The sequence below is a fragment of the Jonesia quinghaiensis DSM 15701 genome (genome assembly GCF_000423205.1).
In the GTDB taxonomy this organism is placed as follows: domain Bacteria; phylum Actinomycetota; class Actinomycetes; order Actinomycetales; family Cellulomonadaceae; genus Jonesia; species Jonesia quinghaiensis.
The window spans coordinates 122796-137696 of record NZ_KE383990.1; the positions used below are offsets into that span (position 1 = coordinate 122796).

The following is a 14901-nucleotide window of genomic DNA, read 5'->3' on the forward strand; positions in this document are numbered from 1 at the left end:
TGAGGGCGACTTGTCTTAACTTTGTTGCTGGTCAGCGAACTGCGTGTTGTACAGTTCGGCGTATAAGCCGCCTCGTTCTAATAGCTCATTGTGTGTGCCTTGCTCAACGATTTTCCCCTCATCAAGAACGATAATGGAATCAGCAGTGCGTACGGTGGACAGGCGGTGAGCAATAACAACCGCAGTTCGTCCTCTGAGGGCCTCATTGAGTGCGGAAGACACTGCTGCTTCCGATTCTGAGTCGAGGTGCGCTGTGGCTTCGTCGAGGACAACAATGTCTGGCGCTTTGAGGAGAAGGCGAGCTATCGCAATGCGTTGACGTTCACCACCAGACATCCGGTAACCGCGGTCGCCAATGACGGTTTCCATGCCATCGTGCAGCGTGGCGATAAGTGGCCATATGTGTGCCCGTTGCAAGGCTTCTTGCATCTGTGAAGCGGTAGCGGAAGGGTTTGCGTAGCGCAGATTGTTGGCGATTGTGTCATGGAACATGTGAGCATCCTGCATAACAACGCCCACTGTTTCTCGCAGCGACGCAGTAGAAGCTTTGGTGAGGTCAGTTCCAGCTATCGCTACCTGTCCCACGGTGGGGTCATACATGCGAGTAATCAGGTGGGTGAGGGTTGTTTTTCCTGCTCCTGACGGGCCAACTATCGCAACTGTTTGACCTGGCTCAACGCTAAAACTTACGTTGTGCAGCGTGGGTTGGGAGAGATCTGTGTTGAGGTGGGTGACACTTTCCAGTGATGCAAGAGAAACTTCACCAGCGCTGGGGTAAGTGAAGGAAACATCTGACAGGTCGATTCGAGCTCCTGCTGTACGCAGTCCTTCGTTGAGGTTGATGGGTGAATCGATTTCTCGAATCATCGGAGTAAGGTCAAGGACCTCAAGTACTCTCTCGAAAGAAACGAGTGCTGTCATGATGGTGACATGCACGTTGGACAACGCCGTTAATGGGGCGTAAAGCTGGCCTAGATAGGCAGCCAAGGCCACAACAATACCGACGCTCAGCTGCCCGCTGATCGCTTGCAAACCACCCAGTCCGTACACGGCCGCGATGGCGAGTGCTGAGACGGTGGTGAGAGCAACTCGGAAAATTACCTGGTAGAACGCGGTTGTGATACCGATATCGCGAACTTGGGCTGCCTGCTGTGAGAAGTGTGCGAGTTCGTCGTCGGGGCGCCCGTATGTTTTGGCGAGGTACGCGCCTGAAACGTTGAAACGTTCGTTCATTGTTTGAGCGGCCTCGGCGTTGAGGTCGTAGCTACGGCGGGTGATTCGTGCAAGGCGGGGCCCGATCCACCGTGCCGGGAAAATAAAGGCGGGTAGGAGAATAAGCGCGAGAAGAGTCAGCTGCCAAGACATGGTGAACATTGCTGCAAGAACGAAAACGACCGTCAGCGTGTTGGACACAACTTGGGACAGTGTGGTCGTGAAAGCTTGTTGAGCTCCAAGTACGTCACCGTTGAGGCGTTGTACGAGCGCACCCGTTTTAGTTCTTGCGAAGAACGCGATAGGCATTTTTTGGACGTGGTCGAATACCGCTGTGCGTAGGTCGTAGATGACGCCTTCACCTATGCGCGCCGAGATCATGCGTTCGGCAATGGTGAGTACTGCAGTGAGTAGTGCCAGTCCCGCAATGATGCCCGCGTAGGTCATCACCAGGGTGCGGTCACCAGCGGTGATGCCTTGGTCAATAATGCGTTGGAAGAGTAAGGGCTGCACGGCGCCAGCAGCAGCAGCGATTGCAATAAGTATGAGGAAAAGTATCAGTTGCGCACGGTACGGTCGGGCGAACTGGAGGATTCTTTGCATTGTGTCGCCCCGTAGGCGATGGCGTGTCACCGAGGTGTCCTGTTGGAAGGTCCTCAGGGATCCACCTGGTCCGCCGCCTGGCCGGTGCATAGTCACGATCGTGTCCTTCCGCGTGTGCCCTGTGCGTATGTGCCAGTGGCGTGCACTATTGAGTCTATGAGTCGTTATGGTCTAACAGGTGGAATTGCAGCAGGGAAGTCAGAGGTCGCACAACGACTTGGTGAGCATGGGGCGGTGGTGATCGACCATGATGTTCTTGCGCGTCGTGCTGTTGAACCGGGTAGTGAGGGTTTGGCTCGGATTGTTCAGGAGTTTGGTTCGGGTGTTGTTTCTGCAGATGGCTCGTTGGATCGATCTGCACTGGGCGCCTTGGTTTTCGCGGACAACGATGCTCGTGCTCGACTGAACGCAATTGTGCACCCTGCAGTTCACGCGTTGGCGGACGTGGCTGAGCGGGTTGCCCTTGAGGATAACCGCATCGTGATTCACGATATTCCCTTGCTGGTGGAGACAGGGCAAGAGAAAAACTTTGATGGAGTAATCGTTGTTGAGGCTCCACGCGAGGTGCGTATTGGTCGCATGGTCAGTAACCGCGGTATGTCTCGGGAGGAAGCGATTGCACGCATTTCGGCTCAAGCTTCTGATGAGCGGCGCAGAGATGCGGCTGACTTTTTGTTGGTAAATGATGGTTCACGTGCAGAGTTGATGCGATCTATTGATGAGGTGTGGGAGCGCATTCTGCGCGCCACATCAGCGTGAGACCCTAACTCTAGACATGTATGTGACGAGCGTCACAATGACACATGGGTGTTGTTGTGACGCTTTTGCATGCTCTCACATGAGGAGAGCAGCTTTCGTACTTTTGGATTAAAGAGAAATTGCATCGTGTCACCTCTTGGTTGCGCCCTAGCGGTGCGGCGCGTCTGTCAGGACGGGCAACGAATGGCACTCGGAAAATTTACAACAATTCGTCCGGTGCGCTGAGGAATAAAAACTATCGCTGCGGCTCGCCGAAACCGCATGATCTAGCGGACAGGACCAAGGACCCCGTAGTTTTAACAAGAGCATTCATATCGTGGAGGACGACAGTACAGGTTCATTCAGACAACCGGAGTTCTGATGGTCACGACGCCCCAACCCTCGGCCAACTCGCTCACGGTGAGCAAAGACGCTCGCCGCGACCTTGTGGGCTGGGACCCAAATGACGACACCGTGTGGGATCCGCGCATCGCGTGGCGGACTCTGTGGGTCACAACATTCAATCTCGTTCTTGCTTTTATTATTTGGTACCTTCCTGGCGCGCTTGTCCCTACATTGGGCACGCTGACGGGCTGGACTCTCACCGATAGCCAGTCCTACTGGTTGCTTGCCATGCCTGGCTTAACCGGGGGAGCGCTCCGGTTGGTGTGGATGACGCTGCCTCCGATCATCGGCACCCGAAAAATGTTGACGCTGTCATCGCTCCTCATGCTTATCCCATTTGTTGGGTGGACATGGGTTGTCACGCTCCCAGAGCAACCTGCGTATGGGCTACTCATCGCTCTTGCGTTGGCTGCGGGACTTGGTGGCGGAGTGTTCTCTGGGTACATGCCCTCAACCTCGTACTTTTTCCCCAAAGCTAAACAAGGCACCGCGTTGGGGCTGCAAGCCGGCATCGGGAACTTCGGGGTTTCGGTCGTCCAGTTCATTGTGCCGTGGGCAATCGGTTTTTCACTGTTTGGTATCGCCGGGCAGGTATCAGTGTCTGACAACGTCGAAAAGACTGTGTGGCTCCACAACCCGGGCATTATCTTCATCCCATTCGCCATTGTTGGAGTCATTCTCGCCTGGACGATGCTGAAGTCCGTTCCCATGAAGGTCAACCTGCGTCAACAGTTCGACATCTTCAGTAACAAGCACACCTGGTTCATGACCATGCAATACGTGTTGACGTTCGGGATTTTCTCAGGCTTAGCCGGAACCTTCGGCATGTTGCTGAAGGTTCAGTTCGGGCCGGAGTACTTGACATGGGTATTCCTCGGGGCTTTTGTCGGCTCATTGGTGCGCATGACATGGGGGCCGCTGTGTGACCGGTTTGGTGGAGGCATCTGGACCTTCGTCGCGGGGATCGGTATGGCGGCGTCAGCTGGTGTTGTTCTGTACGGGCAACTGACAGCAGGAGACGAAGGCCCATCGTTAGCGATTTTCATGACGGGAATGTTGTTGATCTTCTTTTTCGCAGGGATCGGGAACGCCTCCACATTCAAGCAAATGCCCATGATATTCCCGGCGCGTCAAGCAGGTGGGGTCATCGGATGGACCGCAGCCATTGCGGCGTTTGGGCCGTTCATATTCTCGATGGTATTTAACTTCTTCTCCCGCACCACCGTGTTCGCTTTCATCATCGTGTACGCGCTGGCATGCGCGGCGATGTCATGGCACTTCTACGCGCGACCTGGTGCAGAAGCCAAAAGCTAATTGAAAGCGCCGGGTTTTCCCGGCCCGGCGCCTTCACCTCGATCACAATCCACTGGAAGGAGCATCATGTTGCACAACAACAAACCGGGTATCAACAGTTACTCCTTCAGTGTCCTCCCACGCTCCAGTGGGCGCCGCCGTCAGTGGGGCAGCACAGTGGTGATGTCCAACCAGGGGAACGATGCTGTCCACACGTTGCTGCGAACCAAGTTCTCTCAACGAACCATTAAGCAACCCAGCGTGCAATGCGCATACCGCCTCAGGGGCGGTTCGCGCAGCTTCCGCGAACGGGCAGTTATGGAACATGAAGCCGCGATGTGCGAGGTCTTTGCCCGGTTTTCCAACATTGCGTGTGTGCGCCTCGGTAGCATCAGCTTCCCTAGTCGCTTGGGCGATATTGTCAGTGATTTCCGGCGCAAACCACAGAGCATCCATCTTCGTCAACACACGTTGCGTGATCTCATCCTCGGACAGATTTTCATCGGGAAGAGGTGCGTCTGTGACAACTTCACCCCACTGTTTACCCACGTTGTACAGCACGGTCGACGCATGTGGAATCGATGCGGCAAGGGTCACCGTCAACGTGTCCGCAAGGACACGGAACGCCTGCGCGCGTTCGTGAGTCTGGTTTGGCAGCGTTCCCGTGTACAGGATGCGCGGGCGTCCAGGGGTGTTTCGAGGCTGTTGCATCCGCTGTGCGAGCCCAGAGTCAACAAGGGATTCCAGGTGGAATCGCGCAGTGTTGACGTGAATTCCAACCCGGTCCGCAACGTCCGCCACCGTGAAGGGTTCTTTGGTGTCTCGCAACAGTTGAATGATGTGCGTGCGACGCCCGCCATAGTCACTGCGACCTGTCGTTCCGTCGAATCCAAAGTGTCCTGTCGATGCGGGCATGGTGTGTGTCCTTTGCGAGGTGATCAGCGGTGCCAAGTAGTTATTTTCAATAATTCTCGTTTCAAATCTCAACTTACTTGAGAAGCAGGTCGCGGGGCGGGCCAAAGGGCCCACGCCGCAGAAAGGTTTTTGCCAGATCGTGATCTCGCGAACATCGAAGGAGTGCACCCCATGACAGCACCAACACCCGAGGCGATGTCGCCCCTCGTGAAGAAATTACTCTCCACCCGTGGCCTTCTTCCGGAAACCGAGGTGTTCGACAATTCGCATGCCTACGTCGAAACGAACCCTTCACAGTGGGATGAGTTCTACCGTAATAGGTGGTCACACGACAAAATTGTCCGTTCGACACATGGTGTGAACTGCACTGGATCGTGCGCTTGGGATGTCTACGTGAAAGACGGTTTGATTACGTGGGAACACCAAGGAACGAACTATCCAACGACCGGTCCAGACAGCCCCGAATACGAACCGCGAGGATGCCCACGTGGCGCATCGTTCTCCTGGTACACCTATTCACCTGGGCGGGTGAAGTATCCCTACATTCGCGGCGTTCTGCTTGAGCTATACCTCCAAGCTAAAGAAGAGCACCCAGACCCTGTTGACGCATGGGAATCGATAGTTACTGCCCCTCTGAAGGCAACAATGTATAAATCTGCCCGAGGCAAAGGCGGACTGGTTCGAGCGAACTGGGACTTGGCAACAGAAATCATGGCTGCCGCCCATGTGTACACCATTAAGAACTACGGGCCAGATCGTTGCGTAGGCTTCACCCCGATCCCCGCAATGTCCATGGCGTCTTTTGGCGTGGGCACCAGATTTTTGTCCATGATTGGTGGCACACTGCTCAGTTTCTACGACTGGTACGCCGACTTGCCGCCGGCATCACCGCAGGTGTGGGGGGATCAAACCGACGTTCCTGAATCGGGGGACTGGTGGAACGCTGGTTACATCATGATGTGGGGATCAAATATCCCTGTGACCCGCACCCCAGACGCTCACTTCCTCGCTGAAGTTCGTTACAAGGGCACCAAAGTTGTCGCTGTTTCACCGGATTACGCAGATAACGTCAAGTTCGCCGATGACTGGTTAGCCCCTGCCCCAGGAACAGACGGTGCCCTCGCCTTAGCGATGGGGCACGTGATCCTCTCCGAGTTTTACCGCGACCGGCAAGTGGACTACTTCACGCAGTACTCCAAGAAATTCACTGACTCTCCTTTCCTTGTGTCTCTCGAGCCTGACCCTGACACCGGTGGCGGACACTTTAAGGTCGGAAAGTTCCTCACCGCAGCTGATCTCGAACACAGCACTGTGTCTGGGGCAACCGGCGAGCGCGGTGAGTTTCGTCCGGTGTTTCTTGATGCTGTGGCTGATGCTGTCACTGTTCCGAATGGGACGCTTGCGGATCGGTGGACTGAGGAGGGGAAGGGGCGGTGGAATCTTGATCTTGAGGGTCAGGAGCCGCATTTGTCGCTGTATGGGGTGACGCACCAGGGGCAGGTTGCGCGTGGTGTGAGTGTTGTGATGCCGCGTTTTGATGAGGGGCCAAGTGAGGGTGGGACAACGATTACTCGTGGTGTTCCGACGCTTACGATTGATGGCATCACTGTGACGACGGTGTTTGATTTGTTGCTTGCGAATTATGGTGTGGGTCGTGATGGGTTGCCGGGGGTGTGGCCGACTGGTTATGACGATGTTGAGGTGCCGGGTACGCCTGGGTGGCAGGAGTCGTTGTCGGGTGTGACTGGGGAGCAGTGTGCTCGTATTGCTCGTGAGTTTGCGCGTAATGCGGAGGTGACTCAGGGGCGTTCGATGATCATTATGGGGGCTGGGACGAATCACTGGTATCACTCTGACACGATTTATCGCACGTTTATTTCGTTGTTGACGATGACGGGTTGTCAGGGTGTGAACGGTGGGGGTTGGGCTCACTATGTTGGTCAGGAGAAGGCTCGTCCTGTGACGGGTCAGCAGCATATGTCGTTTGGTTTGGATTGGCAGCGGCCTACTCGTCATATGGCTGGGACGGCTTTTTGGTATACGGCTACTGATCAGTGGCGGTATGAGGGGTTTGATGCTGCGGAGCTTGCGTCGCCTGCGAGTTCTTCTGGTTTTTCGCGGAGTTCTATTGCTGATTGTCTTGCGCAGGCTCAGCGGTTGGGGTGGACTCCGGCTCATCCTGGTTTTGATCGTAATCCGCTTGATATTTGTGATGAGGCGGGTGAGGCGGGTAAGTCGGTTCCTGATTTTGTTGTGGATGAGTTGAAGGAGGGGCGGCTGCGTTTTGCGATGGAGGATCCGGATAATCCGGTCAATTTCCCTCGTGTTTTGACGTTGTGGCGTTCGAATCTCATTGGTAACTCTGCGAAGGGTAATGAGTATTTCCTGAAGCATTTGTTGGGGACTACTGATGCGTTGCGTGCGCAGGAGACGGCGCCTGAGAATCGTCCGAAGGATATTGTGTGGCGTGATAAAGCGGCGGAAGGGAAACTTGACCTTCTGACGAACATTGATTTTCGGATGACGGGTACGTCGTTGTTCTCGGACATCGTGTTGCCTGCGGCGACGTGGTACGAGAAACAAGATTTGTCTACCACGGATATGCACCCTTTTGTTCATGCGTTGAATGCTGCTATCACGCCTGCGTGGGAGTCTCGTACTGATTACGATGCGTTTTTGGGGTTGGCGGACAAGGTTTCTGAGTATGCCAAGGTGCATTTGGGTACTCGTACGGATGTGATTGCTGCGCCGTTGACGCATGACACTCCTGATGAGATGGCGCAGCCTCATGGTGTGGTTCGGGATTGGAAGGATGGTGAGTGTGATCCGATTCCGGGGTTGACTATGCCGCGTCTTGTCACGATTGAGCGTGATTACACCAAGATTGGCGAGAAGATGCGCTCGGTTGGGCCGTTGATTTCTTCTGCGGGGACAACCATTAAGGGTGTGACGATTGTTCCGGATTCGGCGATTACTCATTTGGAGAAGGCGAATGGGGTTCAGCGTGAGGGGGTTGGGCAGGGGCGCCCTCGGTTGAATACTGCTGCGCATTTTTGTGAAGCGATTCTGGCGTTGTCTGGGACTACGAATGGCGCGGTGTCGGTTGCTGGTTTTAAGGAGCTGGAGAAGCGTACTGGCAGGAAGTTGCATGATCTTGCGGAAGAGAATGAAGAGCGGATCATTACGTTCCCGCAGGCTCTTTCTGGTCCGCAACCGGTGTTCACCAGTTATGAGTGGTCTGGGTCTGAGAAGGGTGGGCGGCGGTATTCGCCGTTCACGATCAATGTGGAGCGGGATAAGCCGTGGCACACGTTGACTGGGCGTCAACATTTCTTTGTTGACCATGACTGGATGCAGGCTCTTGGTGAGCAGTTGCCGGTGTATCGCCCGCCATTGGATATGGGGCGTCACTTTGGTGATCAGGGGTTCACTGATGAGGGTAGCGCTGGTGTGACGGTGCGTTATTTGACGCCGCACTCGAAGTGGTCGATCCACTCGCAGTATCAGGACAATCCATACATGTTGGGGTTGTCTCGTGGTGGCCCAGTGATCTGGATGTCTGTTGAGGATGCGCAGAAGGCGGGTATCCGTGACAACGACTGGATTGAGGCGGTCAACCGTAATGGTGTTGTTGCATGCCGGGCTGTTGTGTCACACCGGATGCCTGCTGGCACGGTGTACATGTATCACTCAAAGGATCGGAACATTGACGTTCCGAAAACTGAAACGTCCGGGAAACGCGGTGGGATCCACAATGCGCTGACCATGATCATGATGAAGCCGTCGCACTTCCTGGGTGGGTATGGCCAGTTCACCTATGCATTTAACTATTACGGCCCTACAGGTAATCAGCGTGATGAGTTCACGGTGATTCGCCGCCGCACACAGGAGGTTATTTACTGATGCGAGTCATGTCTCAAGTTGCCATGGTGATGAACCTCGATAAGTGCATCGGGTGTCACACCTGTTCGGTGACGTGCAAGCAGACCTGGACCAACCGTGACGGTGTTGAGTACGTGTGGTTCAACAACGTGGAAACGAAACCGGGAATTGGTTACCCGCGCGGGTATGAAGATCAAGAGCGGTGGAAGGGTGGGTGGACGCTGGATCGTAAGGGGCGTCTGCAACTGAAGTCGGGCGGCCGGTTGAAGCGGCTTGCGTCGATCTTCGCTAACCCCTATTTGCCGACTTTGGATGACTACTACGAACCGGCGACGTACGACTTTGATCAGCTAGTCAATGCGCCAGCTCAAGACGACGTACCTACTGCGCGCCCACGTTCGGTGATTACCGGTAAGAACATGAACATTGAGTGGGGTGCTAACTGGGATGATGACTTAGGTGGTTCACCGGAGATCGCTCACCTTGACCCGAACTTAAAGAACATGACTGAGCAAGTGCAAATGTCTTTTGAACAGACATTCATGTTCCACTTGCCGCGTATTTGTGAGCACTGTCTGAACCCGGCGTGTGTGTCAGCGTGCCCATCCTCAGCCATGTACAAGCGGGTTGAAGATGGCATTGTTCTTGTTGATCAAGATGCGTGCCGTGGTTGGCGGATGTGTGTCTCAGCGTGCCCGTACAAGAAGGTGTACATCAACCACCAAACGGGGAAAGCTGAAAAGTGTACGTTCTGTTTCCCTCGCATTGAAGAGGGCCTTCCTACCGTGTGCGCGGAAACCTGTGTGGGGCGTCTGCGGTACATTGGGATCGTTTTTTATGATGCTGACAAGGTCGCGGAAGCAGCGTCAGTTACGGATGAGAGTGAACTTCTTGACTCCCAACGCAACATTATTTTGGATCCATTTGATCCAGAGGTTCTTGCGGCGGCACGTGCCGAAGGGATCCCTGAAGACTGGATTACTGCGGCCCAAGAGTCCCCAATTTACAAACTGATTCACACCTACAAAATTGCGTTGCCCCTGCACCCGGAGTACCGCACCCTGCCGATGGTGTGGTACGTGCCGCCGTTGTCCCCGGTCCTTGATGTCACCACTGAGTTGGGTTACGACAACACAGATGCCGATGACGTGTTCCACACGATCTCCTCGTTGCGTATCCCCATGGAGTACTTGGCATCTATTTTCACGGCCGGGGATGTTGACACCATCTCCGGGGTGCTGATGAAACTCGCTGGAATGCGAACCTACATGCGCAACCGCACAATCAACGGTGATGTTGCCCACGAGGTTCTTGAGCGCATCGGTATGTCTGCTCAGGACGTTGAAGACATGTACCGGTTGCTTGCCATCGCCAAAATGGCTGACCGCTATGTGATCCCTAAAGCACACACCGAACGCGCCGCCGAACTGGCGTCGTGGCAGTCCGGGTGTTCTTTGGACGGCCCAGGAGGGCCAGGCATGAGCGCCGTGGCCACAAAGGGTGGGAAAGTGTCACTCACACTTGCTCGCAGGAGGCCTCGATGAGCACCTCAGCTAAAGCCCGTAAACCTATTGGGATACCACTGTTTCGGCGCTCACAACGTCGCAACCTCACAGACATCCCTGGGCGCGCCGAAGTGTTAGCGCTCAGCGCCGTCCTGCTGGGGTACCCCGATGAACAGTTCGACGTGTTGCGCTCCGACCTGACAACGGCGATAGGGGATCTGCCACAATCACCAGCAGCCCGCCTACTTCAAGAATTTTGGGTTGCCTTCAGTGCACAAACATCAATGCAGGCACAACGGCACTACGTCGAAACCTTCGACATGCGCCGCAAATCCTCCCTGTTCCTCACCTACTACCTGCACGGTGACACCCGACAGCGAGGCATGTCGTTGCTGATGTTTAAACAGCGCTACCGAGCCTACGGTTTCTCACCACCAGAAAACGAACTGCCCGACTACTTACCCATGGTCTTGGAATTTGCCGCAGTAACAGGTAGTGGAGTTGGGGAAGGACTGCTGCGACTGCACCGCAACGGGTTCGAGGTGATCCGCACCGCACTACACGACCGCACATCAATGTACGCCATGGTGCTCGACGCGGTCGCAGAGATCCTCGGCCCCATCACAGAGCGCCAACAAGAGGAAATCAGCACCCTGGTCGCCGCTGGCCCACCAGCAGAAACCATCGGACTCGAGTCGCCACTCGCCCCATACTCAACACTCTCGGGAGGACCAGATCAACCATTCGGCCCACCGGAATTTACCTGTTCACCGAAAGGAAACTGACCCATGTGGGCTAACTTCTGGTTCGTCGTCTTTCCCTACGTCTGCTTCGCCATATTCGTGGTGGGACACATCTGGCGATACCGCCACGACCAGTTCGGGTGGACCACCCGAACAAGCCAAGTCCTCGAATCACGGTGGCTACGCCTAGGTTCACCGCTCTTCCACTTTGGGGCCCTCTTCGTCATCGTGGGACACATTGGGGGGCTTCTGATCCCACCAAGCTGGACCCGAGCCATCGGCATTGATGACCACACCTACCACCTGGTTGCCGTATGGGGCGGGGCAGTAGCCGGACTCGTCCTGTGCGCCGGGCTCATCATTTTATTGATCCGCCGATTCGCCTACTCACAACGCATCCGCGTCGTCACCAACGGGTGGGACTACCTCATGTACGCACTGCTCACAGCAGAAATATTCGTAGGCATGTGGCAAACCATCGCGATCAACATCTTCGGTGAAGGATACGAGTACCGCGGAACAATATCCGTGTGGTTCCGCCAACTCTTCATCCTCCAACCAGATCCCGCAATGATCCTCGACGCACCCATCTGGTACGCCTGGCACGCAGTACTAGCCTGCCTCATCATGGCGATCTGGCCCTTCACACGCCTCGTCCACGTGTGGTCAATTCCCGTGGCCTACCTCGCCCGCCCCTACGTGGTCTACCGCAGGAAACACGCACCAGATATCGCACCAGTCACCACACGGATGCGCCGCTAACAACACCGCATTGGTGGTGCACACAACTCTGCAAAGTTGTGTGCACCACCGAAACAATCACATCACCACGGAAAATCGAGAAGCGGAACAACCGAACCAGCCTTCACCCCACCAGGGGGAACAACCATCACACCATCAGCACCAGCAAGCCCACGCATCATGCCCGAACCAAGCCACTGCATCTCCCGCCCAACCCGGCGCGCATCAACCCAAGCAAGAGAACACGGCACGAGGCGCGTGTCACGCGCAGGAGCGTGAACATCAGCCAGCGCAACAACCTCACCTAACACGGGCAGAGGCAAACCCAACAAACCACACACCAGCGGGCGCACCAACGTCAACATCCCACCCAATGAAGCAGACAACGGGTTCCCCGGCAGCCCAACAATAAACTGTTCACCGCGGCGAGCAAGGAGATTCGGATGGCCTGGACGCATCGCAATAGAATCAACAACCAACTCCGCGCCCACCTGCGCCAACGCAGTATGCACATGATCACGAGGACCAGCAGCAGTACCACCCGTGGTGATCACAACATCAGCTTCACTACCGCTAATAGCAGCAACCGTCGCCTCCAACGTGTCCGGGACACACCGCACGTTCCCTACCTGCAACCCCAACGCCCGCGCGTACGCAGGGAACTGCGGAGCGAAAGCATCACGAACCTCCCCAACACCAGGAACACCGAAGTGGATTACCTCATCACCCAAAATCAGAATGTCCACACTCACCGGGCGCCGAACCACAACAGTGTCCACACCCGCCATCGCAGCCAATCCAACATGAGCAGGCGACAAACGAACACCAGCATCAACAAGCGTTTCACCCAACTGCGCCTCAGCGCCCGCCGGGCGAACATGAGACTGGTCAAAAGGTTCCCGAGCATCAAGGGCCTCGACCCACTGCGCCCCATCACGGTCCACGACACGCGCAAACTCACGGCGAACCACCCCGAACGTTCCAGAAGGAACCACCCCACCAGTCGCGATCAACACCGCTTCACCGGCCCCCAATTCCACCTGCGAAACATGGCCAGCGAGCGCAGGTTGATCAATGATGCGCCATGGTCCTTGCGGGTGGGCGACGGCCCAGCCATCCATGGCGGAGGTGTTGTCTCTGGGCAGGTTGGTGTGGGAGGTGATCGGGTGGGCCAGGGCCTCTCCGGTAGCGTGTGCCACAGAGATAGTCACGGTGCTTACTGGTTGTGCGATGTTGTGCGCGGCGCGGTGTGCATCGGTCCAGTGGGGTTCGATGAGGGTTTGGGTGTTGGTCACGGTGCCCATTGTGTCAAGGTTGATGGAGGTTCGTAAAGTGAAGAATGTTTCGCAAAGTTTGACCCATGTTAATGCTGAAGGTGATGTGCGGATGGTTGATGTGGGGGGGAAGCCTGTGTCACAGCGGGGTGCTGTGGCGCGGGCTTTTGTGGTGTGTAGTGAGCGGGTGGTGCATCTGCTGCGTACTGGTGAATTGGCGAAGGGTGACGCGTTGGCTGTTGCTCGGATTGCGGCGATTGCGTCAGTGAAAAAAACTCCTGATCTTATTCCGTTGTGTCACCCGTTGGCGGTGACTGGGGTGGATGTGGTGGTCAAAGTTGTTGAGGGTGGTGTTGATCTGGAAGCGAGTGTGCGCACAGCGGATCGTACGGGTATTGAGATGGAGGCGCTCACAGCTGTCACGGTGGGGGCATTGAACATTATTGACATGGTGAAGGCTGTGGATCGTGGTGCGCATATTGGGTTTGCGCGTATTGACCGTAAGGAAGGCGGGGCTTCTGGTGGTTGGGTGCGTGATGGCGCTGGAACCATGACGTCAGTCGACGAAACAGGCGAAGCTGAGGCTGTTTCCCCACACGTGGACAACGAAGAACACCCAACACCAGTGAGCGACCCTTATATCGCTGTCATCACGGTGTCAGACCGTGCCGCGGCGGGGGAGCGTGCTGATGAAACGGGTCCTTTGTTGATGGCAGCTGCACACAGGTGGACATCACCGGCTGTTGCGGTCACTGTTCCTGATGATGAGGAGCGGATCGCTGAGGTTGTTCGAGAGCATGTCTTGGGTGGTGCGTGGCTTGTGGTCACAACGGGTGGCACGGGGATAACAACCCGTGATGTGACACCCCAAGCGGTGGAGCCACTTTTTGATCGGTCTCTTCCTGCGTTGGCGCATCAGTTACAGATCAGTGGTGTGGGGAAGGCGCCTGGTGCGTTACTGTCACGTTCCGTTGCGGGGATTAGTCGCCGCACACTCGTGGTGACGTTACCGGGTTCAGTGGGTGCGGTTCGTGACGGGATTGCCGTGCTAGATGGCATCGTTGAGCATGTGCGGGAGCAGTTGCGCAATGCTAACCATGATGATGCTTCTCAGGGTGTTGTGGTGCAGGGGAGTGATTCGTGATGGATGTTCCTGAGTCTGTGGTTGTTGTTGCTCGGGTGTGCAAGGAGGCGTTGTCTGTTGCTGAGCATGAGGATGGTGTTGCTCATGCTCATATGGGTGCGGTGGTCTCGTTTTGTGGTGTGGTTCGTGACCATGATGGTGGGGCGTCTGTGGAACGTTTGTTCTATGAAGGGCACCCGCATGCTGAGCAAATATTGAAAAGTATTGCCTCTGATGTTGCTGCCCGTTACCCGGCTGTGCGGGTGGCGATTAGTCACCGTATTGGTGATTTGGTGGTGGGTGATGTTGCGTTGGTGGCGGCTGTTGCTTCAGCGCATCGTGCGCAGGCTTTCTCCGCGTGTGCTGAGCTTGTGGAGGACGTGAAGGCGCGGTTGCCAATCTGGAAAGAACAGTTTTTCTCTGACGGCACGAGTGAGTGGGTGGGGTCGCTGTGAGTGTGTCATTGG

11 protein-coding genes are annotated in these 14901 nt (G+C 55.8%); 8 read left to right on the plus strand and 3 right to left on the minus strand.

Translation table 11 applies throughout. The features are described 5' to 3' along the window. Positions 1-15: 15 nt before the first annotated feature. Positions 16-1905, minus strand: a complete 1890-nt coding sequence (locus G538_RS0113010; protein WP_035834350.1) for an ABC transporter ATP-binding protein — start codon at positions 1903-1905, stop codon at positions 16-18. A 66-nt stretch (positions 1906-1971) separates the two neighbouring features. On the opposite strand from G538_RS0113010, the gene coaE reads away from it, so the two are divergent. Beyond that, positions 1972-2574 carry a dephospho-CoA kinase gene (gene coaE / locus G538_RS0113015; RefSeq protein ID WP_029069639.1) on the plus strand — a complete coding sequence of 201 codons (603 nt, stop codon included), beginning with the start codon at positions 1972-1974 and terminating at the stop codon, positions 2572-2574. A gap of 360 nt (positions 2575-2934) precedes the next feature. After that, a complete protein-coding gene (locus G538_RS0113020; protein WP_157544501.1) occupies positions 2935-4272 on the plus strand; it encodes an MFS transporter in 1338 nt (445 codons plus the stop codon). A 42-nt stretch (positions 4273-4314) separates the two neighbouring features. On the opposite strand, the gene G538_RS0113025 is transcribed toward G538_RS0113020, so the two are convergent. Next, a complete protein-coding gene (locus tag G538_RS0113025) occupies positions 4315-5166 on the minus strand; it encodes a helix-turn-helix transcriptional regulator (protein WP_029069641.1) in 852 nt (283 codons plus the stop codon). Between the two features lie 171 nt (positions 5167-5337). On the opposite strand from G538_RS0113025, the gene G538_RS0113030 reads away from it, so the two are divergent. The 4 genes from G538_RS0113030 to narI are packed head-to-tail and all read left to right on the plus strand — an operon-like array spanning position 5338 to position 12058. Further along, positions 5338-9069 carry a nitrate reductase subunit alpha gene (locus G538_RS0113030; RefSeq protein ID WP_051197198.1) on the plus strand — a complete coding sequence of 1244 codons (3732 nt, stop codon included), beginning with the start codon at positions 5338-5340 and terminating at the stop codon, positions 9067-9069. Next, the gene (gene narH, locus G538_RS0113035; protein WP_029069643.1) at positions 9069-10592 is read left to right on the plus strand and encodes a nitrate reductase subunit beta; all 1524 of its coding nucleotides are present in this window, start codon (positions 9069-9071) and stop codon (positions 10590-10592) included. The genes G538_RS0113030 and narH overlap by 1 nt, the downstream gene beginning before the upstream one ends. Next, complete coding sequence (narJ, locus tag G538_RS0113040) at positions 10589-11338, plus strand: nitrate reductase molybdenum cofactor assembly chaperone (protein ID WP_029069644.1); 750 nt, start codon at positions 10589-10591, stop codon at positions 11336-11338. Before narH ends, narJ begins: the two co-directional genes overlap by 4 nt. A 3-nt stretch (positions 11339-11341) precedes the next feature. Then, positions 11342-12058: a respiratory nitrate reductase subunit gamma gene (narI, locus tag G538_RS0113045; protein WP_029069645.1), complete on the plus strand. Its 717-nt coding sequence runs from the start codon at positions 11342-11344 to the stop codon at positions 12056-12058. 62 nt (positions 12059-12120) lie between these two features. Here the strand turns inward: narI and G538_RS16900 are convergent, their stop codons facing one another. Beyond that, positions 12121-13332: a molybdopterin molybdotransferase MoeA gene (locus tag G538_RS16900; protein ID WP_169514130.1), complete on the minus strand. Its 1212-nt coding sequence runs from the start codon at positions 13330-13332 to the stop codon at positions 12121-12123. Between the two features lie 37 nt (positions 13333-13369). On the opposite strand from G538_RS16900, the gene moaCB reads away from it, so the two are divergent. Both moaCB and G538_RS0113060 read left to right on the plus strand, forming a co-directional pair. Next, complete coding sequence (moaCB, locus tag G538_RS16905) at positions 13370-14455, plus strand: bifunctional molybdenum cofactor biosynthesis protein MoaC/MoaB (protein ID WP_169514131.1); 1086 nt, start codon at positions 13370-13372, stop codon at positions 14453-14455. Next, positions 14455-14889 (plus strand): molybdenum cofactor biosynthesis protein MoaE, encoded by a 435-nt coding sequence (locus G538_RS0113060; RefSeq protein ID WP_035834351.1) that lies wholly within the window; start codon positions 14455-14457, stop codon positions 14887-14889. The genes moaCB and G538_RS0113060 overlap by 1 nt, the downstream gene beginning before the upstream one ends. Positions 14890-14901: the final 12 nt, after the last annotated feature.

Coding starts and splice junctions, on each gene's coding strand:
- G538_RS0113010 (WP_035834350.1), bottom strand. CDS start 1,905: ATGCACCGGCCAGGCGGCGGACCAGGTGGATCCCTGAGGACCTTCCAA.
- coaE (WP_029069639.1), top strand. CDS start 1,972: ATGAGTCGTTATGGTCTAACAGGTGGAATTGCAGCAGGGAAGTCAGAG.
- G538_RS0113020 (WP_157544501.1), top strand. CDS start 2,935: ATGGTCACGACGCCCCAACCCTCGGCCAACTCGCTCACGGTGAGCAAA.
- G538_RS0113025 (WP_029069641.1), bottom strand. CDS start 5,166: ATGCCCGCATCGACAGGACACTTTGGATTCGACGGAACGACAGGTCGC.
- G538_RS0113030 (WP_051197198.1), top strand. CDS start 5,338: ATGACAGCACCAACACCCGAGGCGATGTCGCCCCTCGTGAAGAAATTA.
- narH (WP_029069643.1), top strand. CDS start 9,069: ATGCGAGTCATGTCTCAAGTTGCCATGGTGATGAACCTCGATAAGTGC.
- narJ (WP_029069644.1), top strand. CDS start 10,589: ATGAGCACCTCAGCTAAAGCCCGTAAACCTATTGGGATACCACTGTTT.
- narI (WP_029069645.1), top strand. CDS start 11,342: ATGTGGGCTAACTTCTGGTTCGTCGTCTTTCCCTACGTCTGCTTCGCC.
- G538_RS0113060 (WP_035834351.1), top strand. CDS start 14,455: ATGGATGTTCCTGAGTCTGTGGTTGTTGTTGCTCGGGTGTGCAAGGAG.